Raw genomic sequence first — 24,212 nt, 5'->3', positions numbered from 1 at the left:
AGGGAACTGCCGACGCGGACCTCCAGGGTCGCCAGTGACAGCCTCCTGGCGCTCGGACATCCCCCGGCCCGCCCTCGTCTCGCCCGCGGCGGTCCACCCGTGCCTGGCCCACCCGGCCCCCACCCGCCCCGATAGCCTTGCTGCCCGTGACTGCCACCCTCATCTGGATTCTCGTCGCGCTGGTCGCGATCGGCCTTTATCTGAGCTGGACCGCGGGCCGTCTCGACCGGCTGCACGCCAGGATCGACGCCACGCGCGCGGGCCTGGACGCGCAGTTGCTCCGGCGTGCCTCCGTGGCCCAGGAGCTGGCCACCTCGGGCGTGCTCGACCCGGCCGCGTCGATCGTCCTGTACGAGGCCGCGCACGCCGCCCGGCAGGCCGAGGAAGAGCAGCGGGAAGTGGCCGAGAGCGAGCTGAGCCAGGCACTGAGGGCCGTGTTCGCGGAGCCGGCCCAGGTGGAGGCGGTTCGCGAGGTGCCCGGGGGAGAGGCGGCCGCCCATGAGCTCACCGAGGCCGTACGCCGGGTCCCCATGGCCCGCCGCTTCCACAACGACGCCGTCGGCGCCGCCCGCCGGCTGCGCCAGCACCGCAAGGTCCGCTGGTTCCGCCTGGCCGGCCACGCCCCCTTCCCGATGGCCTTCGAGATGGACGACGAGCCGCCCGCGGCCCTGGTGGACCGGGCCGCGTAGACCGAAGGCAAAACGATCCACCGGCTCTGCATTGGCCCTTGCTGTGGACTGGTCCGGTGGCGTTTCCTCGGTGCTGCAGCAGTCCCTTTCACTTCAGCGAGGTCAACCCGTGTCCAGCATCGAGAACCAGGCTCCCGAGACCGGCACCGCGCGCGTGAAGCGCGGCATGGCGGAGCAGCTCAAGGGCGGCGTGATCATGGACGTCGTCACACCGGAGCAGGCGAAGATCGCGGAGGACGCGGGCGCCGTAGCCGTCATGGCTCTGGAGCGGGTGCCGGCCGACATCCGCAAGGACGGCGGCGTGGCCCGTATGTCCGACCCGGACATGATCGAGGGCATCATCGAGGCCGTCTCGATCCCGGTCATGGCCAAGTCCCGCATCGGCCACTTCGTCGAGGCCCAGGTCCTGCAGTCCCTCGGCGTCGACTACATCGACGAGTCCGAGGTCCTCACCCCGGCCGACGAGGTCAACCACAGCGACAAGTTCGCGTTCACGACCCCCTTCGTCTGCGGTGCCACCAACCTGGGCGAGGCCCTGCGCCGCATCGCCGAGGGCGCCGCGATGATCCGCTCCAAGGGCGAGGCCGGCACCGGCAACGTCGTCGAGGCCGTCCGCCACCTGCGCCAGATCAAGAACGAGATCGCCCGCCTGCGCGGCTACGACAACAACGAGCTCTACGCCGCCGCCAAGGAGCTGCGCGCCCCGTACGAGCTCGTCAGGGAGGTCGCCGAGCTCGGCAAGCTCCCCGTGGTGCTGTTCTCCGCCGGTGGTGTCGCGACCCCGGCCGACGCCGCGCTGATGCGCCAGCTCGGCGCCGAGGGTGTCTTCGTCGGCTCCGGCATCTTCAAGTCCGGCGACCCCGCCAAGCGCGCCGCCGCCATCGTGAAGGCCACCACCTTCTACGACGACCCGAAGATCATCGCGGACGCGTCCCGCAACCTCGGCGAGGCCATGGTCGGCATCAACTGCGACACCCTCCCCGAGGCCGAGCGCTACGCCAACCGCGGCTGGTAACCACTCATGAGCACTCCTGTCATAGGCGTCCTGGCCCTCCAGGGCGACGTCCGGGAGCACCTCGTGGCCCTGGCCGCGGCCGACGCCGTGGCCAGGCCGGTGCGGCGCCCCGACGAACTCGCCGAGGTGGACGGCCTCGTCATCCCCGGCGGCGAGTCCACCACGATCTCCAAGCTGGCGGTCCTGTTCGGCGTGATGGAGCCGCTCCGCGCGCGCGTGCGGGACGGCATGCCCGTCTACGGCACCTGCGCGGGGCTGATCATGCTGGCCGACAAGATCCTCGACCCGCGCTCGGGCCAGGAGACGATCGGCGGCATCGACATGATCGTGCGCCGCAACGCCTTCGGACGTCAGAACGAGTCCTTCGAAGCCGCGGTCGACGTCAAGGGAGTCCCGGGCGATCCTGTGGAAGGCGTCTTCATCCGCGCCCCCTGGGTGGAGTCCGTCGGCGCCCAGGCCGAGGTGCTCGCCGAGCACGACGGCCACATCGTCGCGGTGCGTCAGGGCGACGCGCTCGCCACGTCGTTCCACCCGGAACTGACCGGCGACCACCGCGTGCACTCCCTCTTTGTCGACATGGTGCGCGCGTACCGGACGCGGGAGTCCTTGTAGGATCTCAGGCGTTGGTTGCAGAGATGGGTTACGCGAAGGAGATAGGCAGATGTCCGGCCACTCTAAATGGGCCACGACGAAGCACAAGAAGGCCGTGATCGATGCCAAGCGCGGCAAGCTCTTCGCGAAGCTGATCAAGAACATCGAGGTCGCGGCGCGCATGGGCGGCGTGGACCTGGACGGCAATCCGACGCTGTACGACGCCGTGCAGAAGGCGAAGAAGTCGTCTGTTCCGAACAAGAACATCGACTCCGCGATCAAGCGTGGCGGCGGTCTTGAGGCCGGCGGCGCCGACTACGAGACGATCATGTACGAGGGCTACGGCCCGAACGGCGTCGCGGTGCTCATCGAGTGCCTCACCGACAACCGCAACCGCGCCGCCTCCGACGTGCGGGTCGCCATGACCCGCAACGGCGGCAACATGGCCGACCCCGGTTCGGTGTCGTACCTCTTCAACCGCAAGGGCGTCGTCATCGTCCCCAAGGGCGAGCTCACCGAGGACGACGTGCTCGGTGCCGTCCTGGACGCGGGCGCCGAGGAGGTCAACGACCTGGGCGAGTCCTTCGAGATCCTCAGCGAGGCCACCGACCTGGTCGCCGTCCGCACCGCGCTCCAGGACGCCGGGATCGACTACGACTCCGCCGACGCCAACTTCGTCCCGACCATGCAGGTCGAGCTGGACGAGGAGGGCGCCCGGAAGATCTTCAGGCTGATCGACGCCCTCGAGGACAGCGACGACGTCCAGAACGTCTTCGCCAACTTCGACGTCAGCGACGAGGTCATGGAGAAGGTCGACGCGTAACCCTGCCGCGAGTTGAGCGGATTTCGGCGGGCCGGTGGGACACACCCCACCGGCCCGCCGACGTTGTCGGTGGCAGCGGATAGCCTGCACAAACAGGCGATCGAAAGCGAGAGGGGGGCGTGGTGCGCGTACTCGGGGTGGACCCCGGACTGACGCGGTGCGGTGTCGGTGTGGTCGAGGGGGTCGCGGGCCGGCCGCTCACGATGATCGGCGTCGGGGTCGTACGCACGCCCGTGGACGCCGAGTTGGGGCAGCGGCTCGTCGCCGTCGAGCAGGGCATCGAGCAGTGGCTGGACGAACACCGGCCCGAATGCGTCGCAGTGGAGCGGGTGTTCAGCCAGCACAACGTCCGTACGGTGATGGGCACCGCCCAGGCCAGCGCCGTCGCCATGCTGTGCGCCGCCCGCCGCGGCATCCCCGTCGCCCTGCACACCCCGAGCGAGGTCAAGGCCGCCGTCACCGGCAGCGGCCGCGCCGACAAGGCCCAGGTCGGCGCCATGGTCACCCGCCTGCTGCGGCTGGACGCACCGCCCAAACCGGCCGACGCCGCAGACGCCCTCGCGCTCGCCATCTGCCACATCTGGCGCGCGCCCGCCCAGAACCGACTCCAGCAGGCCGTCGCCCTGCACGCAGCCACAGCACGGAAAGGCCGTACGGCATGATCGCCTTCGTGAGCGGCACCATCGCCGCACTCGCTCCCGACACCGCGGTGGTCGAGGTCGGCGGTGTCGGCATGGCGGTGCAGTGCACGCCGAACACGCTGTCGACCCTTCGCCTCGGCCAGCCGGCCAAGCTCGCCACCTCCCTCGTCGTGCGCGAGGACTCCCTCACCCTCTACGGCTTCGTCGACGACGACGAGCGCCAGATCTTCGAGCTGCTCCAGACCGCCAGCGGAGTCGGCCCGCGCCTTGCCCAGGCCATGCTCGCCGTGCACGCGCCGGACGCGCTGCGCCGAGCGGTGGCCACAGGCGACGAGAAGGCGCTCATCGCCGTGCCCGGCATCGGCAAGAAGGGCGCCCAGAAGCTGCTCCTGGAGCTCAAGGACCGGCTGGGCGAGCCGATCGGCGCCCCCGCGATCGGCGCTCCCGTCACCCAGGGCTGGCGCGACCAGCTGCACGCCGCCCTCATCGGCCTCGGGTACGCCACGCGCGAGGCCGACGAGGCCGTCACCGCCGTGACCCCGCAGGCAGAGGCGTCCGAGGGCACGCCTCAGGTCGGCCGACTGCTGAAGGCCGCCCTGCAAACCCTGAACCGCGCCCGCTAGGAGAACGTCAGTGAACTGGGACGACACCACCGACGAGACCACCGCCGAGCGGCTGGTCGGTGCGTCCGCCGACGGTGAGGACCAGGCCGTCGAGGCCGCCCTGCGCCCCAAGGACCTGGACGAGTTCATCGGTCAGGAGAAGGTCCGCGAGCAGCTCGACCTGGTCCTGCGGGCCGCACGCGCGCGGGGCGCCACCGCCGACCACGTGCTCCTCTCCGGTGCCCCCGGCCTCGGCAAGACCACCCTCTCGATGATCATCGCGGCCGAGATGGGCGCCCCCATCCGCATCACCTCGGGCCCCGCCATCCAGCACGCCGGCGACCTCGCCGCGATCCTCTCCTCCCTCCAGGAGGGCGAGGTCCTCTTCCTCGACGAGATCCACCGCATGTCGCGGCCCGCCGAGGAGATGCTGTACATGGCGATGGAGGACTTCCGCGTCGACGTCATCGTCGGCAAGGGCCCCGGCGCCACCGCCATCCCGCTGGAGCTGCCCCCGTTCACCCTGGTCGGCGCCACCACGCGCGCGGGCCTGCTGCCGCCCCCGCTGCGCGACCGCTTCGGTTTCACCGCCCACATGGAGTTCTACGAGCCCGCCGAGCTGGAGCGCGTCATCCACCGCTCGGCCAACCTGCTCGATGTCGAGATCGGCTCCGAGGGCGCCGCCGAGATCGCGGGCCGCTCCCGCGGAACACCCCGTATCGCCAACCGCCTGCTGCGCCGGGTCCGGGACTACGCCCAGGTCAAGGCCGACGGGATCATCACCCGCGACATCGCCGCGGCCGCGCTCAAGGTCTACGAGGTCGACGCCCGGGGCCTCGACCGCCTCGACCGCGGAGTCCTGGAAGCCCTGCTCAAGCTCTTCGGCGGCGGCCCGGTCGGCCTGTCCACGCTCGCGGTCGCGGTGGGGGAGGAGCGCGAGACCGTCGAAGAGGTGGCCGAGCCCTTCCTCGTACGGGAGGGCCTGCTCGCCCGCACCCCGCGCGGACGCGTCGCCACACCCGCCGCATGGGCGCATCTCGGCCTCACCCCGCCCCGCTCGGCGTCCACAGGAAACGGACAACAGGACCTGTTCGGGACGTGATGCCTTTGTGACGGCGAAGCATTGGCCGGGTCCGGAACCCTGGTGCGATGCTGAGCGTTGTTCCCTGCGCGCGGACTCGCTTAGACTCCGCCGATGCCGCCTTTGTCGGCGGTATACATACCCCCAACCATCAGGCCGCTCTCTTCGCGGTCGCGTGAAGGAAGTACCGACCCGTGAGTCTCGTGACCCTCCTCCCGTTCATCGTGCTCATCGGGGCCATGTTCCTGATGACCCGCTCGGCCAAGAAGAAGCAGCAGCAGGCCGCGAGCATGCGGAACGACATGCAGCCCGGCAGCGGCGTCCGCACCATCGGGGGCATGTACGCCACGGTGAAGGAGGTCAACGAGGACACGGTCCTCCTCGACGCCGCTCCCGGCGTCGATCTTCTCTTCGCGAAGAACTCCATCGGTGCCGTGCTCACGGACGACGAGTACAACCGCATCGTGCACGGCATCGAGCACGACCTGAAGTCCGACTCCGACGTCGTCCCGGACGACGCCTCCTCCCTCACCGAGACCGACGAGTCCGCCGACGAAGCTGCCGCCGCCTCCGACGAGAAGTCCGTCGACCTCGGTAAGAAGGACACGGCCGAGGAGCCCGCCGACGACGCGCCCGCCGAGGCCGCCGAGGCGAAGTCGGACGACGAGCCGAAGAAGACCGACGGCGACTCCGACGCGAAGTAGTCGCACTCCGGGGTGCGCGCCACCAGCTCGGCGCGCCCCGGACCTGCGCGGCTCGCACGGGATCCCGACACCAGTCATGGCCGCCCGCCCGCCGACCGGCGCGAGAGCGGCCCGAGAGGGAGTACGAGAAGGTGGCAGCACCTAAAAGGGGCCGGAGCGCGAGTGCCCAGAGCAAGCCAGGGCGCGCGCTGGCCCTGATCCTGATCGCCATCGTGGCGCTCACCGGTGGAATGTTCCTCTCCGGACACACCACCCCGCGTCTCGGCATCGACCTTGCCGGAGGCACCAGCATCACGCTGGAGGCCAAGGCCGACCAAGGGTCCGCGATCAACAAGGCCAACATGGACACCGCGGTCGACATCATGAACCGCCGTGTCAACGGCCTGGGCGTCTCCGAGGCGGAGGTGCAGACCCAGGGTGACCGCAACATCATCGTGAACATCCCCAAGGGCACCAACTCCAAGGAGGCCCGCGACCAGGTCGGCACCACCGCCAAGCTGTACTTCCGTCCGGTCCTTGCCCAGGAAGCCACCGGCGCCGCGGCCGCCACGCCGAGCCCGTCCGCCAGCGGCTCCTCGACCGCCTCGCCCAGCCCCTCCGCGAGCAAGTCCGGCACCGGCGAGAAGGCGACCTCGTCGTCCTCCCCGTCGGCCACCGCCACCTCGCAGGGTCGCGCGGTCAGCGACGCGCTGAAGGCCGACTCCACGCCGTCGGCGTCCGCGAGCGCGTCGAGCTCCGCGTCCCCGTCGGCCCCCGCCAGCAACGCTCCGTCCGCCGCCCAGGCCAAGCTCCAGGCCCAGTACGCCGCCCTGGACTGCTCCAAGAAGGCGCAGCGCACCGCCGCGGGCGAGGGCGCCAAGCCGGGCGAGCCGACCTTGGGCTGTGGCGAGAGCTCCGGCGTCTGGTACAAGTACCTGCTCGGCCCGGCCGCCGTCGACGGCACCGAGGTCAAGAAGGCCCAGGCGGTCTTCGACACGCAGACCGCCGCCGGCTGGCAGGTCACCATGACCTTCACCGGCAAGGGCGCGAAGAAGTTCGCGGACATCACGGGCCAGCTCGCGAAGAACACCCAGCCGCAGAACGAGTTCGGCATCGTCCTCGACGGCGAGGTCGTCTCCAGCCCCTATGTCAGCTCCTCGATCACCGGCGGCAGCGCCCAGATCTCCGGCAGCTTCACGCAGGACGAGGCCCAGAACCTCGCCAACATGCTGTCGTACGGCGCCCTCCCGCTCTCCTTCCAGGAGCAGAGCGTGACCACGGTGACCGCCGCGCTCGGCGGTGACCAGCTGCACGCCGGTCTGCTCGCCGGTGCCATCGGCCTCCTGCTGGTCGTGATCTACCTGGTGGCCTACTACCGGGGTCTGTCGCTCGTCGCGATGGCCTCGCTGCTGGTCTCCGGCATCCTCACCTACGTGCTCATGGCGCTGCTCGGCCCGGCCATCGGCTTCGCGCTGAACCTGCCGGCCGTGTGCGGTGCCATCGTCGCGATCGGTATCACCGCGGACTCGTTCATCGTGTACTTCGAACGCATAAGGGACGAGATCCGCGAGGGCCGCTCGCTGCGCCCCGCCGTCGAGCGGGCCTGGCCGCGTGCCCGGCGCACCATCCTGGTCTCCGACTTCGTGTCGTTCCTCGCCGCCGCGGTGCTGTTCATCGTGACGGTAGGCAAGGTCCAGGGCTTCGCGTTCACGCTCGGTCTGACCACCGTGCTCGACGTGGTGGTGGTCTTCTTCTTCACCAAGCCGCTGATGACGCTGCTGGCCCGCCGGAAGTTCTTCGCGAGCGGCAGCAAGTGGTCCGGCCTCGACCCGAAGAGCCTGGGTGCCAAGCCGCCGCTGCGCCGCACCCGCCGTCCCGCCCCCGTTGAGACGAAGGAGGCGTGAGCATGTCGAAACTCGGCAACCTCGGCGCCCGACTGCACCGCGGCGAGATCAGCTACGACTTCATCGGTCACCGCAAGCTCTGGTACGGCATCTCGATCCTGATCACCATCACGGCGATCCTGGGCCTCGCGGTACGCGGCCTCAACATGGGCATCGACTTCCAGGGCGGCGCGGTCTTCACCACCGAGAAGACCAGCGTCTCGGTCTCCCAGGCCGAGGACTTCGCGAAGGAAGCCTCCGGCCACGACGCCGTGGTGCAGAAGCTCGGCAACGGCACGCTGCGCATCCAGATCGCCGGCATGGACACCAAGCAGTCCGACCAGATCAAGACGGACCTGGCCAAGGACTTCAAGGTCGACCCGGAGAGCATCGCCGCCGATCTGGTCGGACCCAGCTGGGGCGACCAGATCGCCAACAAGGCCTGGCAGGGTCTGGCGATCTTCATGGTCCTCGTCGTGATCTATCTGGCGATCGCCTTCGAGTGGCGCATGGCCATCGCGGCGCTCGTCGCCCTGATCCACGACATCACCATCACCGTCGGCATCTACGCCCTCGTCGGCTTCGAGGTCACGCCGGGCACGGTGATCGGTCTGCTGACCATCCTCGGCTACTCGCTCTACGACACGGTGGTCGTCTTCGACTCCCTCAAGGAGCAGACCAAGGACATCACCAAGCAGAACCGCTGGACCTACAGCGACATCGCCAACCGCTCGATCAACGGCACCCTGGTCCGCTCGATCAACACCACGGTGGTCGCGCTGCTTCCGGTGGCGGGCCTGCTGTTCATCGGTGGCGGTTTCCTCGGCGCGGGCACGCTCAACGACATCTCGCTGTCGCTGTTCGTCGGTCTCGCCGCCGGTGCGTACTCCTCGATCTTCATCGCCACCCCGCTCGTCGCCGACCTCAAGGAGCGCGAGCCGGCCATGAAGGCCCTCAGGAAGCGGGTCCTGGCCAAGCGCTCGCAGGCCACCGCCGAGGAGGAACTCGCGGAGGTCCGCGGCGACTTCTCGGACGAGGGTGAGCCGGAGGACTCCGCGCACGCGGTCGTCGGTCCGCGCACCCAGCCCGCCTCCCGCGGCCGTGGCCGTGGCCGTCCCTCGGGCAAGCGCCGATGACCGGACTCGTAGACATCACGGCGCTGCTGCTCAGCCGTATCCGCGATGTGGCCGACTACCCGGAGCCGGGGGTGATGTTCAAGGACATCACCCCGCTCCTGGCGGACCCGGCGGCGTTCACGGCGCTCACCGACGCGCTGGCCGCGGTCGCCGCGAACACCGGCGCCACGAAGATCGTCGGTCTGGAGGCCCGGGGCTTCATCCTCGGCGCCCCGGTCGCCGTCCGCGCGGGACTGGGCTTCATCCCCGTGCGCAAGGCGGGCAAGCTCCCTGGGGCGACCCTCAGCCAGGCGTACGACCTGGAGTACGGCTCGGCGGAGATCGAGGTGCACGCGGAGGACCTGTCCGCCGACGACCGCATCCTGATCGTCGACGACGTGCTGGCCACGGGCGGCACCGCCGAGGCGTCCATCGAGCTCATCCACCGCGCGGGCGCCGAGGTGGCGGGCCTCGCGGTGCTGATGGAGCTGGGCTTCCTGGGCGGGCGGGCCCGTCTGGAGCCGGCCCTTTCGGGCGCCCCGCTGGAAGCGCTGCTCGTGGTCTGATCTCCGACCGCACCACGCATGCATCGTGCGACGGCCGTTCCGGGAGACCGGGACGGCCGTCGCGCATGGTGGAGCGAGGCGCCCCGCCCGGATCCGGCGGAATGCCGACGGCAGCCCCTCGTGTTCCAGAGGTAGACGACCCTCACATCGGCCTGCGGGCGATGCCGGGGCGCAGGATCGCTACCATGGGTTCTCCGGAGCCTGACCGGGGGATTCGGATCGCGCACGAGGAGTCCTCTTGCCAGACGAGGCCCAGCCACTGACCGCCGCCAAGCCCGAGCCCGGCTCGGCGCCCGCGGCGAAGCCCGCGCCGGACGCGAAGACCGCGACGAACGACGTCCGCGGGCCGGTCGAGCACGCCCAGTCCGCGCCCGTCGACAAGCCGGCCGAGCCGCCCCGACCCAAGCCCGCCTCGTCCGAGCCCGCCGGTTCGGCGACCCCGGCGGCCCGCACGAACACGGGCCAGCCCGCCCGCACCGGCTCCTCCAACCGCGTCCGTGCCCGTCTCGCCCGTCTCGGCGTCCAGCGCTCCAACCCGTACAACCCGGTCCTGGAGCCCCTGCTGCGGATAGTGCGCAGCAACGACCCGAAGATCGAGACCGCGACCCTGCGCCAGATCGAGAAGGCGTACCAGGTCGCGGAGCGCTGGCACCGCGGCCAGAAGCGCAAGAGCGGCGACCCGTACATCACCCACCCCCTCGCCGTGACCACGATCCTCGCCGAGCTCGGCATGGACCCGGCGACCCTGATGGCGGGCCTGCTGCACGACACCGTCGAGGACACCGAATACGGCCTCGACCAGCTCCGCCGCGACTTCGGCGACTCCGTGGCGCTGCTCGTCGACGGCGTCACCAAACTGGACAAGGTCAAGTTCGGCGAGGCCGCGCAGGCCGAGACCGTGCGCAAGATGGTCGTGGCCATGGCCAAGGACCCGCGCGTCCTGGTCATCAAGCTCGCCGACCGGCTGCACAACATGCGCACCATGCGCTACCTCAAGCGCGAGAAGCAGGAGAAGAAGGCGCGCGAGACGCTGGAGATCTACGCGCCGCTCGCCCACCGCTTGGGCATGAACACCATCAAGTGGGAGCTGGAGGACCTCGCCTTCGCGATCCTCTACCCCAAGATGTACGACGAGATCGTCCGGCTGGTGGCCGAGCGGGCGCCGAAGCGTGACGAGTACCTGGCCATAGTGACCGACGAGGTCCAGTCCGACCTGCGCGCGGCCCGGATCAAGGCCACCGTCACCGGCCGCCCCAAGCACTACTACAGCGTCTACCAGAAGATGATCGTCCGCGGTCGCGACTTCGCGGAGATCTACGACCTGGTCGGCATCCGCGTCCTCGTCGACACCGTCCGCGACTGCTACGCCGCCCTCGGCACCGTGCACGCGCGATGGAACCCGGTCCCCGGCCGGTTCAAGGACTACATCGCGATGCCCAAGTTCAACATGTACCAGTCGCTCCACACGACGGTCATCGGGCCGAACGGCAAGCCGGTCGAACTGCAGATCCGCACCTTCGACATGCACCGCCGCGCCGAGTACGGCATCGCCGCGCACTGGAAGTACAAGCAGGAGGCCGTCGCCGGCACCTCCAAGGTCCGCTCGGACCAGCCGAGGACCACCGGCAAGGACGACCACCTCAACGACATGGCGTGGCTGCGTCAGCTCCTCGACTGGCAGAAGGAGACCGAGGACCCCGGCGAGTTCCTGGAGTCCCTGCGCTTCGACCTCTCGCGCAACGAGGTCTTCGTCTTCACCCCCAAGGGCGACGTCATAGCGCTGCCGGCCGGTGCCACCCCGGTGGACTTCTCGTACGCGGTGCACACCGAGGTGGGCCACCGCACCATAGGAGCCCGCGTCAACGGCCGTCTCGTGCCGCTGGAGTCGACCCTGGACAACGGCGACCTCGTCGAGGTCTTCACGTCCAAGGCGCCCGGGGCCGGGCCGTCCCGGGACTGGCTGAACTTCGTGAAGTCGCCGCGGGCGCGCAACAAGATCCGTGCCTGGTTCTCCAAGGAGCGCCGCGACGAGGCGATCGAGCAGGGCAAGGACTCCATCGTCCGCGCGATGCGCAAGCAGAACCTGCCGATCCAGCGCATCCTCACAGGTGACTCCCTCGTCACGCTCGCGCACGAGATGCGGTACTCGGACATCTCCGCGCTGTACGCGGCGATCGGTGAGGGCCATGTCTCCGCGCAGAACATCGTGCAGAAGCTGGTCCAGGCGCTCGGCGGCGAGGAGGCGGCCACCGAGGAGATCGACGAGTCGGTCCCGCCGTCCCACGGCCGCGGGCGCAAGCGGCGTACCAACGCCGACCCCGGTGTCGTCGTCAAGGGCGTCGAGGACGTGTGGGTCAAGCTGGCCCGCTGCTGCACCCCCGTCCCCGGCGACCCGATCATCGGCTTCGTCACCCGGGGTAGTGGCGTATCGGTTCACCGCAACGACTGCGTCAACGTGGAGTCACTGTCCCGGGAGCCCGAGCGCATCCTCGAGGTCGAGTGGGCGCCCACGCAGTCCTCGGTCTTCCTGGTCGCCATCCAGGTCGAGGCCCTGGACCGCTCCCGGCTCCTCTCCGACGTCACCCGCGTCCTGTCCGACCAGCACGTCAACATCCTCTCCGCGGCCGTCCAGACCTCCCGCGACCGCGTCGCCACCTCCCGCTTCACCTTCGAGATGGGCGACCCGAAGCACCTCGGTCACGTCCTGAAGGCGGTCAGGGGCGTGGAGGGCGTGTACGACGTCTACCGCGTGACGTCGGCGCGGAGCCGGTCGTAGCGCGATCCGAGAACTCGAACCCTCCTGATTCGCTTGCGTGACGGGCGAGTCGGGAGAATCATCGAGGAACGACGGGGCTCGGGGCGGGGGACGTGGCGGACACGCAGGTGATCGACAACCGGTACCAGGTGTTACGCACCCTGGGCTCCGGCGGCATGGGACAGGTCTACGAAGCCGAGGACCGGGCGTTGAAGCGCCGGGTGGCCGTCAAGGTCATCCGCTCGGACTTCGCCGGGCCCGACCTGCAGGAGCGATTTACCCGCGAGGCCCAACTGCTTGCCCGCCTCGCCCACCCCAACATCGTGGCGGTGCACGACATGGGGGCGCAGGGCAGGGTGCCCTACCTCGTGATGGAACTCCTCGAAGGCGTGGACCTTCGGGATCTGCTCGCCGAGCGCGGAGCCCTGCGGCCCGACACAGTGCGGGCCGTCGGCGCAGGCATGTGCGCAGGACTCGCCGCGGCGCACGACGCCGGAGTGCTGCACCGGGACGTCAAACCCAGCAACGTCCATCTGACCCGGACCGGTCGCGTGGTGCTCCAGGACTTCGGCATCGCCCATCTCCTGGACGCCAACGAGACCACGCTCACCGCGACCGGAATGATGATCGGCACCCCCGCCTATCTGCCGCCCGAAACACTCTCCGGCGACCGGATGGGCCCGCACAGCGACATGTACTCCCTCGGCGTCTGCATCTACGAGATGCTCACCGGCCGACAGCCCTTCTCCTCGGGCGAGGGCTCGATGCACGCCCTGTTGTACCGCGTCGTCAACGAGGACCCCCCATCGCTGAGAGGACAGCCCGGCATACCCGACGACCTGGCGGATCTGGTCGGGGACCTCATGGCCAAGGAACCGGCCATGCGGCCCGGCCCCGGGGACGTCCTGGCCAAGCTCAACTGCCCCGCCAACGCCGACCAGTTGGTCGCCGAGATCGCGACGGGCGACCTGCGTGACCGAGCCGTCGAGTGGTTCCGCCCGCACGAGGACTCGTCGGCCGACCTGGCCCGGCCCGACACCCGCCAGGTCGTGGGGCGGGACGACCCCGGTGCGTATGTGACGCTCAGCGAGGCCACGCGCAGGAGCATTCTGCGGGCCATGTCGTCGGAAGCGGCGGAGGCGAAACAGCGCGAGGCCGTCCACCTGGTACTGCGGGGCTCGCTGGAAGAGGCCGTGGACATGCTCAGGGGTCTGGCCGAGTTCTGGCGCTCGATTTTCGGACCCGATCACCCATCGACTCTGACCTGCGAATACTGGCAGGGTGTCTGCCTCGCACGCCTGGGGGCGGGCGCCGAATCACTGGCGAAGTTCTCCTCGGTCGCCACCTCGACCCGGCGCGCCCTGACCCAGCAGGCGCTCACCAGGCTCGAATGACCGGCGCCGGGCGAGCGAGTACGGCAGCCTCGCGAACGACGGTCGACCCGTACACGGACGGAAGGGACGGTAGTGCCGCAGATCGATGTGCGAGTGGCCGGGACGGCCGATGCGGAGAGGGAACTGCGTTCCCTGCTGCACTGGCTCAAGGCGGACGAGGAGACCGGTCGCGCACTGCACGGCGAACTCCGCAGCTCCGGGCCCGCCGATCCCGAACACATGGGTACCCTGCTCGACCTCATCACGCTGGTGGTGAGCGGTGGGCTGTCCGCGGCACAGCTGACCCTGTGCATCGACCAGTGGCGGACTGCACGCCGGACCCCGCCGCGGGTGATCCTGCGCAGCGGGACGGTCGAGGTCGAGGTGATCGGCGCCGAGGAAGGGACCGTGCGGGCCATCGCCGCGTTGCTGAACGGGGAACGGGACGATGACGGCGGCCCTGCCTGATCCCTCCGCCTCGGCGGCCGTGCTCATCGGCACGTCCACCTACGTTCATCTGCCCCAGCTGCCGGCCGTCGAGGCGAACGTCCTGGACCTGGCGGCGATGTTGTGCGACCCGATGGTCTGGGGGCTGCCCCAGGCGCACGCCCTGACGGTCAGCGAGCCCGACAACCCGGCCGCCCTCCTCGACCCGGTGTACGAGGCGGGCGGCCGTGCCGAGGACACGCTGCTCGTGTACTACTGCGGCCATGGGCTCAGGGATTCCGAGACGGCGGACCTGTACCTCTCCCTCACCGGTTCGAGGGACGCCCGGGGGTACACCGCGGTCGCCTACACCCATTTGCGGCAGGCGATCCTCGCGTCCCGGGCCCGCCGCAAGGTCGTGGTGCTCGACTGCTGTTTCAGCGGCCGTGCCGCGCGCACCCTCGCGGGGCAGGACGCTCTCGTCTCCCAGGCCGGTATCGACGGTGCCTACGTCCTCACGGCCTCGCCCAAGGACCACGTGGCCCTGGCGCCGGACGGCGAGCGCCATACCGCGTTCACCGGCGAACTGCTCCATGTGCTGGGAAGAGGGGTGCCCGACGGGCCCGACACACTGGACCTGGAAACCCTGTACCGAGAGGTCTCGGGCAGGCTCAGCGCGAAGAACCGCCCGCTGCCACAGCGCAGTCAGGAGAACGACGTCGGTCGGCTCCCCCTCGTCCGCAACCGGGCCAAGGCCGCTCGGGGGACCACGGCGGGACCGGTCATGGACGCCGAAGTGGAGGCCGCCATGGTCTCCTCCGGCCTCCAACTGGCCAGACTCCTGCGGACGATGGGACGGCAACGGGACGCGCTTCCCATTCTGCGGATGATCATCCAGGCCGGCGCCCTGGACGCCGAGGGCGACAGCATCACCGTCCACCTGGAGCTGGCCGAGCTTCTCACCGAAACCGGCCAGGACCAGCAGGCCATCGAGATCCTGGAGAACGCCTTCCATCTCACCCGCAAACGGTTCGGCCCGGAGGCCGTGACCGTCTGCCGCAGACTGGCCGAACTGTTGCAGTCCGCGGGCAATCACCGCCAGGCCTGCGAGGTACTGCGGCACGCTCTGGACAACCTGGACAGAATGGGCCGCGCGCCCGGGGCCTCCGGTGAGGAGAGGCTCCGCTGACACGGAAGGGCCCCGCACGTCATGTGCGGGGCCCTCTCGTCGTACAGTCGGGATCCGGCCTCAGCCGCCGAACTCCTCAAGACCCTTGAGCGCCTGGTCCAGGAGTGCCTGGCGGCCCTCCAGCTCACGCTCCAGCTTGTCGGCCCTGGCGTTGTTGCCCTGGGCGCGGGCCTGGTCGATCTGGCCCCGGAGCTTGTCCACGGCGGCCTGGAGCTGGCCGGTCAGACCCGCGGCACGCGCGCGTGCCTCCGGGTTGGTCCGGCGCCACTCGGTCTCCTCGGCCTCCTGGAGGGCGCGCTCGACCGCGTGCATCCGTCCCTCGACCTTCGGCCGGGCGTCCCGCGGGACGTGGCCGATGGCCTCCCAGCGCTCGTTGAGCGTGCGGAAGGCGGCGCGGGCGCTCTTCAGGTCGCCGATCGGCAGGAGCTTCTCGGCCTCCTCGGCCAGCTCCTCCTTCAGCTTGAGGTTCTCGGTCTGCTCGGCGTCCCGTTCGGCGAAGACCGAACTGCGGGCGGCGAAGAAGACGTCCTGGGCGCCGCGGAAGCGGTTCCACAGGTCGTCCTCGTGCTCGCGCTGGGCGCGGCCCGCGGCCTTCCACTCGGCCATCAGCTCGCGGTAGCGCGCGGCCGTCGGACCCCAGTCCGTCGACCCGGACAGCGCCTCGGCCTCGCCGACCAGCCGCTCCTTGGTCCTGCGGGCCTCCTCGCGCTGCGCGTCCAGCGACGCGAAGTGGGCCTTGCGGCGCTTGGAGAAGGCCGAGCGGGCGTGCGAGAAGCGGTGCCACAGCTCGTCGTCGGACTTGCGGTCCAGGCGCGGCAGCCCCTTCCAGGTGTCCACCAGCGCGCGCAGCCGCTCACCGGCGGCCCGCCACTGGTCCGACCGGGCCAGCTCCTCCGCCTCGACGACCAGCGCCTCCTTGGCGTGCCGGGCCTCGTCGGACTGCTTCGCGCGCTGCTGCTTGCGCTCCTCGCGGCGCTTGTCGACGGTCTCCACGAGCTTGTCCAACCGCACCTTGAGCGCTTCCAGGTCGCCGACCGCGTGATGCGCGTCGACCTGCTCGCGGATGTGGTCGATGGCCGCCTGAGCGTCCTTCGCCGACAGGTCGGTGGTCTTCACTCGCTTCTCGAGGAGGCCGATCTCGACAACCAGGCCCTCGTACTTGCGCTCGAAGTAGGCCAGGGCTTCCTCGGGGGAGCCGGCCTGCCAGGAACCGACGACCTGCTCGCCGTCGGCCGTACGCACGTACACGGTCCCCGTCTCGTCGACGCGGCCCCACGGGTCGCTGCTCACAGCGCCTCCTCCACATGATGCCTGCGGGAGGCTTCCCCGCCCCCGGGCATCGTCCACAGTTTCGTCACGGCCAACATAGGCGACCAGCGGGTTGCCTGTCCGCATCCCGCGCGACCGAAATTCCGCACTTGACGGTCAGGATTTGGTGACCGTCGCCTTGTTGATCACGACGGTCGCGTTCGGCGCGCCGTCGCCCGCGCCGGTGCTCTCACCGGCCGCGGCGATCTTCTTCAGCACCTTCATACCGGATTCCGAGATGGTCCCGAACGGGGTGTAGCTCGGGGGCAGCTGGCTGTCCTGGTAGACGAGGAAGAACTGGCTGCCTCCAGTGTGCGCCTGCCCGGTGTTCGCCATCGCGACGGTGCCCGCCGGGTAGACGTTGGACTTGAGGCTCTTGTCCTTCAGATTCTCGTCCGGGATGGTGTAGCCCGGCCCGCCGCTGCCGGAGCCCGTCGGGTCGCCGCACTGCAGGACGTAGATGCCGTTGGTGGTGAGCCGGTGGCACTTCGTGTGGTCGAAGAAGCCCTTGTTCGCGAGGAAGTCGAACGAGTTCACGGTGTGCGGGGCCGCCGACGTCTTCAGCGCGATGTCGATCTTCCCGCACGTCGTCGCGAGGTCAAGCGTGTACTTGGCCGACTTGTCGATGGACATCGCCGGCTCCTTCTTCCAGCTCTGCGTCTCGACCTTGCCGGCGGCCGGCTTGTCGCACGGGTCCGGCGCCTTGCTGGTCGCCGCCGCGCTGGGGCTCGTCTCGGAGCTCGCGTTGGCCTTGTCGTCGTCCTTCATGACCCCGGAGGTGTAGAGCGCGAGGCTGCCCACCAGGATCACGCCGAGCACCGACGCGATCACAGAGTTGCGTACACGGGCCTTGCGTCGCGCCTCCGTGCGCCGCTGCTGCTGCCGCAAGAACTTCTCCCGCGCGAGCTGCCGCTTCCGCTGTTCCTGGGTGACCACGGGGTTCTCTCCTCATGCGTCTCGTACGCCGACCGGTACGCATGCGTCCTATGAACCGACCGCCTGCGTGTGCCCCGTACCGTATATGGGTTCGCTGAGGAATCGGCAGCGCCGGTAGGCTCTGACCACTGGGGCAGCCGCCCGGAAGACCGCCCGTACCGACACAAAACGAGGACGATCGTGCTCATTGCCGGGTTCCCCGCCGGGGCCTGGGGGACGAACTGTTATCTCGTCGCCCCCGCCGCCGGCGAGGAGTGCGTGATCATCGACCCCGGCCACCAGGCCGCCGAAGGCGTCGAGGAAGCACTGAGAAAGCATCGGCTCAAGCCCGTCGCGGTCGTCCTCACGCACGGCCACATCGATCACGTGGCCTCGGTCGTCCCGGTGTGCGGAGCGCACGGAGTACCGGCGTGGATCCACCCCGAGGACCGCTACATGATGAAGGACCCGTCGATGGGTCTCGGGCGTTCCATCGGGATGCCGCTCATGGGCGAGATCACCGTGGGTGAGCCGGACGACGTCAAGGAGCTGACCGACGGCGCCAAGCTGGAGCTCGCGGGCCTGGAGCTCTCCGTCGCGCACGCGCCGGGCCATACCAAGGGGTCGGTGACCTTCCGGATGCCCGAGACCGCGGAGATCCCTTCCGTGTTCTTCTCCGGGGATCTGCTGTTCGCCGGCTCCATCGGACGCACCGACCTGCCCGGTGGTGACATGGCCGAGATGGTCGACTCGCTGGCCCGCGTGTGCCTGCCGCTCGACGACTCGACCGTGGTGCTGTCCGGCCACGGCCCCCAGACGACCATCGGCCAGGAGCGCGCCACCAACCCGTATCTGCGGGACGTGGCCGCCGGCCAGGGAGAGGGTTCGCCGACCCCTCCCCGACGAGGAATGTGACGAGAGACTTCGTGAGCACCTTTCAGGCCCCCAAGGGCACGTACGACCTGATCCCGCCGGACAGCGCCAAGTTCCTGGCCGTCCGTGAGGCGATCGCGGCTCCGCTGCGCACCTCCGGATACGGCTACATCGAGACGCCCGGCTTCGAGAGCGTCGAGCTGTTCGCACGCGGGGTCGGTGAGTCCACCGACATCGTGACCAAGGAGATGTACGCCTTCGAGACCAAGGGCGGCACCAAGCTGGCCCTGCGTCCCGAGGGCACGGCCTCCGTGCTGCGCGCGGCGCTTGAGGCGAACCTGCACAAGCTGGGCAACCTGCCGGTCAAGCTCTGGTACTCCGGCTCGTACTACCGCTACGAGCGTCCGCAGAAGGGCCGTTACCGGCACTTCTCGCAGGTCGGCGCCGAGGCGATCGGTGCGGAGGACCCGGCGCTGGACGCCGAGCTGATCATCCTGGCCGACCAGGCGTACCGCTCGCTGGGTCTCAGGAACTTCCGCATCCTGCTCAACAGCCTGGGCGACAAGGAGTGCCGGCCGGTGTACCGGGCCGCGCTCCAGGACTTCCTGCGCGGACTGGACCTCGACGAGGACACCCTGCGCCGGGCGGAGATCAACCCGCTGCGGGTCCTCGACGACAAGCGCGAGTCGGTCCAGAAGCAGCTCGGGGACGCCCCGTTGCTGCGGGACTACCTGTGCGACGCCTGCAAGGCGTACCACGAGGAGGTCCGTGAGCTGATCACCGCGGCGGGCGTGGCCTTCGAGGACGACCCGAAGCTGGTGCGCGGCCTCGACTACTACACCCGTACCACCTTCGAGTTCGTCCACGACGGTCTGGGCTCCCAGTCCGCGGTGGGCGGCGGCGGCCGGTACGACGGGCTGTCGGAGATGATCGGCGGCCCCGCCCTGCCGTCCGTCGGCTGGGCTCTCGGCGTCGACCGCACGGTCCTCGCCTTGGAGGCGGAGGGCGTCGAACTCGAACTCCCCTCCACCACGGCCGTGTTCGCGGTCCCGCTGGGGGAGGAGGCCCGTCGGGTCCTGTTCGCCAAGGTCACCGAACTGCGCAAGGTGGGCATCGCTGCGGACTTCTCCTACGGCGGCAAGGGCCTCAAGGGCGCCATGAAGAACGCCAACCGCAGCGGTGCCCGCTACACCATCGTGGCCGGCGAACGCGACCTCGCCGAGGGCGTCGTACAGCTCAAGGACATGGAGTCCGGGGAGCAGTCGGCGATCGGGGTCAACGAGATCGTGGCGGAGCTGGAGTCACGCCTGGGCTGAGCGCGACGGAGTGAGGGGGACGAGCCCCCTCACTCCAGCAGCCCGAACCGCATGGCGCTCGTCACCGCCGCCGTCCGGTCGTCGACCCCCAACTTGGCGAAGGCGCGCAGGAGATGGGTCTTCACCGTCGACTCGCCGATGTACAGCCTGCGGCCGATCTCCGCGTTCGTGCAGCCCTCCGCCACCAGGCGCAGCACCGCCGTCTCGCGCTCCGAGAGCCGGGGCCGTTCCGGTCTGGTGCGCAGCTGGTCGACCAGACGGGCGGCGACGGTGGGCGCCAGGACCGTCTCGCCGCGCGCGGCGGCCCGTACCGACTCCGCCAGTTCGGCGCGGGGCAGGTCCTTGAGGAGATAGCCGGCCGCTCCCGCCTCCACGGCCCGCAGGATGTCCCGGTCCGTCTCGTACGTCGTCAGGACGATCACCCGGCAGGGCAGACCCGCCTGCGTCATCCGCGCGATCGACTCCACGCCCGAGCCGCCCGGCATCCGCAGGTCCATCAGCACGATGTCGGGCCGGAGTTCGGCGGCCAGCGCCTCCGCCTGCGGCCCACTGGACGCGTCGGCGACCACCTCCAGGTCCGGCTCCGCCGTCAGCATGGCCCGCAGGCCCTCCCGTACGACGGGGTGGTCGTCGGCCAGGATGATCCGGATCATGAACAGCTCCTCGGGGGCGGTACGGGCAGACGGACGGTGACCGTGGTGCCGTCGCCGGGCGCGCTGTGCACCCGGACCGTCCCGCCGACCTCGGCGGCGCGGGAGCGGAGCCCCGCCAGACCGTAGCCGTCACGGACGGCCCCCGGGTCGAAGCCGTGACCGTCGTCCCGTACGAAGAGGGTGAGGCTGTCGTCGGCGTAGGCGAGTGCGATGCCCACCGCTGCCGAACTTCCCGCGTGCTTACGGCAGTTCGTGAGGGCCTCCTGGCACGAGCGCAGGGCGACGACCTCGGGTCCCGCGGGCAGCGGACGGATCTGTCCGGTCACGTCGAGCCTCGCCGCGTGCCGGGCCGCCAGCCTGCACAGGGCGTCCGGCAGCGAGGAACCCTCCAGGTCGGCGGGGGTCCCGTGGGCGACCAGGGCCCGCGCCTCGGCGAGGTTCAGCCGGGCCGTCTCGTCCATCAGGGCCAGATGCCGGCGGGCCTGCGGCACGTCGTGGTCGAGCTCGGCCTCCACGGCCTGGATCAGCATCAGCAGGCTGGTGAAGCCCTGCGCGAGGGTGTCGTGGATCTCCCGGGCCATCCGCTCCCGCTCGGTCAGCGCCCCGTGCGCCGCCGACAGCCGCGAGACCTCGTGTCGGCTGGTGTCCAACTCGGCGATCAGGGCCGCCCGTTCCTGGCTCTGCTCGATGATCCGGATGACATAGCTGCCGACGGCCACCGAGAAGACCAGGGTGACGACGGCGAACAGGCCGTTGAAGAAGACGTCCTGGTCGCTCGGCCACCACAACAGGGCCCAGCCCAGAACGGGCGCGAGGTTGATCACGGCCACGGCGGTCAGCGCCCACCGCATCCGCAGTGTCATGAAGCACTGCGGCACCAGGGCGAAGGTCATCAGCCGGGTCTCGCCCACCAGGATCGCCGACGGCAGGAACAGCGCCATCATCGCGCCGAGGTAGGCGAGGGCCTTGCGCGCGTCGGGCGGATCCTGGCGGAGCAGGGGGCGCCCGACCCGTACGAAGAGCGGGACCAGCGGCACCAGCAGCGCCGCCGCGGTGACACGGACCGGCCACCCGGGATACCCGGTACCCAGCACGAACACCAGGGTGGCCAGCCAGATCAACGCGAAGTAGGTGTCCCAGAGCCGGAAGGAGCGGTCCCAGGAGTACGCGCCCCCGGCGTCCGCCCGACCGTTCATCCCGCGCGCCGGTTCTTCCACCGGAAGGTCAGCAGACACAGCAGCAATCCTCCGACGCACCACGCCCCCAGCACCAGGGCGGTGCGCCCGAACTCCCAGTCGCCGGCCTGCTCCAGAACCTGCGCGGAGTCCGGCAGGAACACCCCGCGCAGCCCCTGGCACATCCACTTCAGCGGGAACAGCGCGCCGATGTTCAGCATCCAGTCGGGGATCGTGTCGATCGCGATGTACACCCCGGAGATGAACTGGAGGACCAGGAAGGGCAGGACGACCACGGAACTCGCGCTCTTGCTGGACTTGGGCACCGAACTGACCGCGATGCCGAGCAGCGCGCACGCCGTGAGACCGAGCACGAAGATCCAGGCGAAGGCGAACCACCTGCCCGCGTCCGAGGGCAGAGCGACGTCGTAGAGCGTGGTGCCGACGAGGAGCAGGATCGCCGTCTCCAGGATGCCGGTGACGAGAACCAGCCAGATCTTGCCGAGGAAGTACGCCGCCGGCGGCATCGGGGTCCCGCGCAGCCGGCGCAGCACCTTCTCGTCCCGCTCCACGGCGATCGAGACGCCGAGCGACTGGAAGCTCGTCGACATGATGCCGGCGGCCATCATCGCGGGTACGTACAGCTGCGAGGCCTTGATGCCGGCCCCCTCCACGTCGTCGCTGAAGATCGACGCGAACAGGAACAGGAAGACCACCGGGAAGGCGAAGGTGAACACCACCTGGTCGCGCTGGCGGAAGAACTGTTTGATCTCCAGGGCGCTGCGCCGCAGCCCGAGCCCCCAGACGCCGGGCAGCCTCCCGTCACGAGCATCGGTCCGGGACCGTACGGCGGTCGTGGTCATCGCGCGTCCTCCTGTCCGGTGAGCCGGAGGTAGACGTCCTCCAGGGTGGGGCGGCTGACCTGGAGCCCCGGGATCTCGCCGTCGAAGCGGCGCATCAGCTCGGCGACCGTCCTGGTCGGGGTGTCCGTGGGCACCGCGCGCGGGGCGCCGTCCGGCTCGGTCCACTCGACGGTGGCACCGGAGCCGTACCGCTCCCGCAGGGCGGCCGGCTCGCCCTCGGCGACGACTCGGCCCCGGGAGACCACGGCCAGCCGGTCGGCGAGCGCCTCGGCCTCCTCCAGGTAGTGCGTGGTGAGCAGGATCGTCGTGCCCTCGACGGACAGCTTGCGGATCAGGTCCCAGAACTGGCGCCGGGCCGCCGGGTCGAAACCGGTCGTCGGCTCGTCCAGGAGCAGCAGCTCGGGGTCGCCGATCACGCCGAGCGCCACGTCGAGGCGCCGGCGCTGACCGCCCGACAGGGCCTTGATCCGGCTGCCCGCCTTGCCCTCCAGGCCCACCAGCCCGATGACCTCCTCGGGGTCCCGCGGCCTCGGGTAGTAGTGGGCGAAATGCCGGACGGTCTCCACGACCGTCAACTCGGCGGGCGCGGATTCGTCCTGCCAGACGATTCCCACCCGGGATCGCCACGCGCGCGTGCCGTGCGCCGGGTCGGCGCCGAGCACGGACACCTCGCCCGCGTCCCGGTCCCGGTTGCCCTGGAGGATCTCCACCGTGGTGCTCTTGCCCGCGCCATTGGGTCCGAGCAGGCCGAACACCTCGCCCCTGCGGATGCCGAGATCGATCCCGTCGACCGCGGTCACGTCGCCGTACTGCTTGCGCAGCCCTCGAACGTCCACCGCGAGTTCGTTCGCGTGTGTGGTCATGCCCAAGAGCCTCGGCCGGAACCGAACGCTCGGGGACGACCGTGCGTACTTCCTTATGTCCACCGAACGGTGGACAAGCCGCCGTGTGCGGCACAATGGCCCCTGCCCGAAGAAGGTCCAACTCTCAAGCAGACGGATCGGCGTGATGAGCAAGACCACAGTGAAAGACGTCTCCACGCAGCCCGAGCCCTCGTCGGCGAACGCCGACGCCGCGCCCCGGACGGTGGGCGGCAGCCGTGCCTTCGCCCTGCTGCTGGTGATCACCGGCGCCGCCGGACTGCTCGCCGCGTGGGTCATCACGATCGACAAGTTCAAGATCCTCGAGGGCAAGGTCAGCGGCAAGACGTTCACGCCGAGCTGCTCCCTCAACCCGATCGTCTCCTGCGGCAGCGTGATGGAGAGCAAGCAGGCCGCCGCCTTCGGGTTCCCCAACCCGATGCTCGGCCTGGTCGCCTACGGCATCGTGATCTGCGTCGGCATGAGCCTGCTGGCCCGCGCCACCTTCCCGCGCTGGTACTGGCTCACCTTCAACTTCGGCACCCTGTTCGGGGTGGCCTTCGTCACCTGGCTCCAGTTCCAGTCGCTGTACCGCATCAACGCCCTGTGCCTGTGGTGCTCGCTGGCCTGGGTCGCGACGATCACGATGTTCTGGTACCTGACCTCGTTCAACATCCGCAACGACCTGCTGCCGTCCCCGGGCTGGCTCAAGCGGTTCCTCGCCGAGTTCACCTGGGTCCTGCCGGTCACGCACTGCGGCATCATCGCGATGATGATCCTGACCCGCTGGGGCGACAAGCTCTGGGCCTGAGCCTTC

24 protein-coding genes are annotated in these 24,212 nt (G+C 69.9%); 18 read left to right on the top strand and 6 right to left on the bottom strand.

Annotation, left to right across the window (positions count from 1 at the left end):
* The first annotated feature begins 146 nt into the window (after window positions 1-146).
* The 15 genes from H293_RS0108700 to H293_RS53690 all read left to right on the top strand — a co-directional run bounded on the left by H293_RS0108700 (window position 147) and on the right by H293_RS53690 (window position 15,432).
* The gene (locus tag H293_RS0108700; protein ID WP_028807676.1) at window positions 147-689 is read left to right on the top strand and encodes a LemA family protein; all 543 of its coding nucleotides are present in this window, start codon (window positions 147-149) and stop codon (window positions 687-689) included.
* A gap of 109 nt (window positions 690-798) precedes the next feature.
* The gene (pdxS, locus tag H293_RS0108695) at window positions 799-1,704 is read left to right on the top strand and encodes a pyridoxal 5'-phosphate synthase lyase subunit PdxS (RefSeq protein WP_020117487.1); all 906 of its coding nucleotides are present in this window, start codon (window positions 799-801) and stop codon (window positions 1,702-1,704) included.
* Between the two features lie 6 nt (window positions 1,705-1,710).
* Entirely contained in the window at window positions 1,711-2,316 is a 606-nt protein-coding gene (gene pdxT / locus H293_RS0108690) for a pyridoxal 5'-phosphate synthase glutaminase subunit PdxT (protein WP_020117486.1), read from the top strand.
* A gap of 49 nt (window positions 2,317-2,365) precedes the next feature.
* Window positions 2,366-3,118, top strand: coding sequence for a YebC/PmpR family DNA-binding transcriptional regulator (locus tag H293_RS0108685; RefSeq protein WP_020117485.1), 753 nt, complete (start codon window positions 2,366-2,368; stop codon window positions 3,116-3,118).
* Window positions 3,119-3,240: 122 nt separating this feature from the next.
* Window positions 3,241-3,780 carry a crossover junction endodeoxyribonuclease RuvC gene (gene ruvC, locus H293_RS0108680; protein WP_028807675.1) on the top strand — a complete coding sequence of 180 codons (540 nt, stop codon included), beginning with the start codon at window positions 3,241-3,243 and terminating at the stop codon, window positions 3,778-3,780.
* Window positions 3,777-4,382, top strand: a complete 606-nt coding sequence (gene ruvA, locus H293_RS0108675; protein WP_020117483.1) for a Holliday junction branch migration protein RuvA — start codon at window positions 3,777-3,779, stop codon at window positions 4,380-4,382. Before ruvC ends, ruvA begins: the two co-directional genes overlap by 4 nt.
* 10 nt (window positions 4,383-4,392) lie before the next feature.
* A complete protein-coding gene (gene ruvB / locus H293_RS0108670) occupies window positions 4,393-5,463 on the top strand; it encodes a Holliday junction branch migration DNA helicase RuvB (RefSeq protein WP_020117482.1) in 1,071 nt (356 codons plus the stop codon).
* 173 nt (window positions 5,464-5,636) lie between these two features.
* Window positions 5,637-6,146 carry a preprotein translocase subunit YajC gene (gene yajC / locus H293_RS0108665; protein WP_020117481.1) on the top strand — a complete coding sequence of 170 codons (510 nt, stop codon included), beginning with the start codon at window positions 5,637-5,639 and terminating at the stop codon, window positions 6,144-6,146.
* Window positions 6,147-6,277: 131 nt separating this feature from the next.
* Window positions 6,278-8,029, top strand: coding sequence for a protein translocase subunit SecD (gene secD / locus H293_RS0108660; RefSeq protein ID WP_199790142.1), 1,752 nt, complete (start codon window positions 6,278-6,280; stop codon window positions 8,027-8,029).
* A gap of 2 nt (window positions 8,030-8,031) precedes the next feature.
* Window positions 8,032-9,144, top strand: coding sequence for a protein translocase subunit SecF (gene secF, locus H293_RS0108655; protein ID WP_020117479.1), 1,113 nt, complete (start codon window positions 8,032-8,034; stop codon window positions 9,142-9,144).
* Window positions 9,141-9,689 carry an adenine phosphoribosyltransferase gene (locus H293_RS0108650; protein ID WP_020117478.1) on the top strand — a complete coding sequence of 183 codons (549 nt, stop codon included), beginning with the start codon at window positions 9,141-9,143 and terminating at the stop codon, window positions 9,687-9,689. The genes secF and H293_RS0108650 overlap by 4 nt, the downstream gene beginning before the upstream one ends.
* 238 nt (window positions 9,690-9,927) lie before the next feature.
* Window positions 9,928-12,465: a RelA/SpoT family protein gene (locus H293_RS0108645; protein ID WP_020117477.1), complete on the top strand. Its 2,538-nt coding sequence runs from the start codon at window positions 9,928-9,930 to the stop codon at window positions 12,463-12,465.
* Window positions 12,466-12,557: 92 nt separating this feature from the next.
* Window positions 12,558-13,838: a serine/threonine-protein kinase gene (locus tag H293_RS53695; RefSeq protein WP_051138072.1), complete on the top strand. Its 1,281-nt coding sequence runs from the start codon at window positions 12,558-12,560 to the stop codon at window positions 13,836-13,838.
* Between the two features lie 72 nt (window positions 13,839-13,910).
* Window positions 13,911-14,285, top strand: a complete 375-nt coding sequence (locus tag H293_RS0108635) for an effector-associated constant component EACC1 (protein WP_020117476.1) — start codon at window positions 13,911-13,913, stop codon at window positions 14,283-14,285.
* On the top strand, window positions 14,266-15,432 hold the full coding sequence (locus H293_RS53690) for a caspase family protein (RefSeq protein ID WP_051138071.1): 1,167 nt from the start codon (window positions 14,266-14,268) through the stop codon (window positions 15,430-15,432). Before H293_RS0108635 ends, H293_RS53690 begins: the two co-directional genes overlap by 20 nt.
* 60 nt (window positions 15,433-15,492) lie before the next feature.
* On the opposite strand, the gene H293_RS0108625 is transcribed toward H293_RS53690, so the two are convergent.
* Both H293_RS0108625 and H293_RS0108620 read right to left on the bottom strand, forming a co-directional pair.
* Window positions 15,493-16,722, bottom strand: coding sequence for a DUF349 domain-containing protein (locus H293_RS0108625; protein ID WP_020117475.1), 1,230 nt, complete (start codon window positions 16,720-16,722; stop codon window positions 15,493-15,495).
* 135 nt (window positions 16,723-16,857) lie between these two features.
* Window positions 16,858-17,676 (bottom strand): peptidylprolyl isomerase, encoded by an 819-nt coding sequence (locus H293_RS0108620; protein WP_020117474.1) that lies wholly within the window; start codon window positions 17,674-17,676, stop codon window positions 16,858-16,860.
* 180 nt (window positions 17,677-17,856) lie between these two features.
* Here H293_RS0108620 and H293_RS0108615 point away from each other — a divergent pair, with 180 nt between their 5' ends.
* Window positions 17,857-18,570 (top strand): MBL fold metallo-hydrolase, encoded by a 714-nt coding sequence (locus H293_RS0108615; RefSeq protein ID WP_020117473.1) that lies wholly within the window; start codon window positions 17,857-17,859, stop codon window positions 18,568-18,570.
* Window positions 18,571-18,581: 11 nt separating this feature from the next.
* Window positions 18,582-19,844 (top strand): histidine--tRNA ligase, encoded by a 1,263-nt coding sequence (gene hisS / locus H293_RS0108610; RefSeq protein ID WP_028807673.1) that lies wholly within the window; start codon window positions 18,582-18,584, stop codon window positions 19,842-19,844.
* Between the two features lie 29 nt (window positions 19,845-19,873).
* Here hisS and H293_RS0108605 read toward each other — a convergent pair whose 3' ends face one another.
* The 4 genes from H293_RS0108605 to H293_RS0108590 are packed head-to-tail and all read right to left on the bottom strand — an operon-like array spanning window position 19,874 to window position 23,398.
* On the bottom strand, window positions 19,874-20,497 hold the full coding sequence (locus H293_RS0108605; protein WP_020117471.1) for a response regulator: 624 nt from the start codon (window positions 20,495-20,497) through the stop codon (window positions 19,874-19,876).
* Window positions 20,494-21,693 carry a sensor histidine kinase gene (locus tag H293_RS0108600; RefSeq protein ID WP_033415330.1) on the bottom strand — a complete coding sequence of 400 codons (1,200 nt, stop codon included), beginning with the start codon at window positions 21,691-21,693 and terminating at the stop codon, window positions 20,494-20,496. Before H293_RS0108600 ends, H293_RS0108605 begins: the two co-directional genes overlap by 4 nt.
* A complete protein-coding gene (locus tag H293_RS0108595; RefSeq protein ID WP_020117469.1) occupies window positions 21,690-22,535 on the bottom strand; it encodes an ABC transporter permease in 846 nt (281 codons plus the stop codon). The genes H293_RS0108600 and H293_RS0108595 overlap by 4 nt, the downstream gene beginning before the upstream one ends.
* Entirely contained in the window at window positions 22,532-23,398 is an 867-nt protein-coding gene (locus tag H293_RS0108590; protein ID WP_020117468.1) for an ABC transporter ATP-binding protein, read from the bottom strand. The genes H293_RS0108595 and H293_RS0108590 overlap by 4 nt, the downstream gene beginning before the upstream one ends.
* Before the next feature lie 145 nt (window positions 23,399-23,543).
* Between H293_RS0108590 and H293_RS0108585 the strand changes: the two genes are divergently transcribed.
* Window positions 23,544-24,206 (top strand): vitamin K epoxide reductase family protein, encoded by a 663-nt coding sequence (locus tag H293_RS0108585; RefSeq protein WP_020117467.1) that lies wholly within the window; start codon window positions 23,544-23,546, stop codon window positions 24,204-24,206.
* The last annotated feature ends 6 nt before the right edge of the window (window positions 24,207-24,212 follow it).

The sequence above is a fragment of the Streptomyces canus 299MFChir4.1 genome (assembly GCF_000383615.1).
Taxonomy (GTDB): Bacteria; Actinomycetota; Actinomycetes; order Streptomycetales; family Streptomycetaceae; genus Streptomyces; species Streptomyces canus_C.
Note: the sequence above shows the minus strand (reverse complement) of the source record. Positions and strands in the feature narration are given on the sequence as shown.

Excerpts from the sequence above, each read along its gene's own strand:
- H293_RS0108685 (WP_020117485.1), top strand. The coding sequence starts at position 2,366 with ATGTCCGGCCACTCTAAATGGGCCACGACGAAGCACAAGAAGGCCGTG.
- ruvA (WP_020117483.1), top strand. The coding sequence starts at position 3,777 with ATGATCGCCTTCGTGAGCGGCACCATCGCCGCACTCGCTCCCGACACC.
- H293_RS0108585 (WP_020117467.1), top strand. The coding sequence starts at position 23,544 with ATGAGCAAGACCACAGTGAAAGACGTCTCCACGCAGCCCGAGCCCTCG.
- H293_RS0108595 (WP_020117469.1), bottom strand. The coding sequence starts at position 22,535 with ATGACCACGACCGCCGTACGGTCCCGGACCGATGCTCGTGACGGGAGG.
- H293_RS0108590 (WP_020117468.1), bottom strand. The coding sequence starts at position 23,398 with ATGACCACACACGCGAACGAACTCGCGGTGGACGTTCGAGGGCTGCGC.
- H293_RS0108600 (WP_033415330.1), bottom strand. The coding sequence starts at position 21,693 with ATGAACGGTCGGGCGGACGCCGGGGGCGCGTACTCCTGGGACCGCTCC.
- secF (WP_020117479.1), top strand. The coding sequence starts at position 8,032 with ATGTCGAAACTCGGCAACCTCGGCGCCCGACTGCACCGCGGCGAGATC.
- H293_RS53690 (WP_051138071.1), top strand. The coding sequence starts at position 14,266 with ATGACGGCGGCCCTGCCTGATCCCTCCGCCTCGGCGGCCGTGCTCATC.
- H293_RS0108650 (WP_020117478.1), top strand. The coding sequence starts at position 9,141 with ATGACCGGACTCGTAGACATCACGGCGCTGCTGCTCAGCCGTATCCGC.
- pdxT (WP_020117486.1), top strand. The coding sequence starts at position 1,711 with ATGAGCACTCCTGTCATAGGCGTCCTGGCCCTCCAGGGCGACGTCCGG.
- H293_RS0108605 (WP_020117471.1), bottom strand. The coding sequence starts at position 20,497 with ATGATCCGGATCATCCTGGCCGACGACCACCCCGTCGTACGGGAGGGC.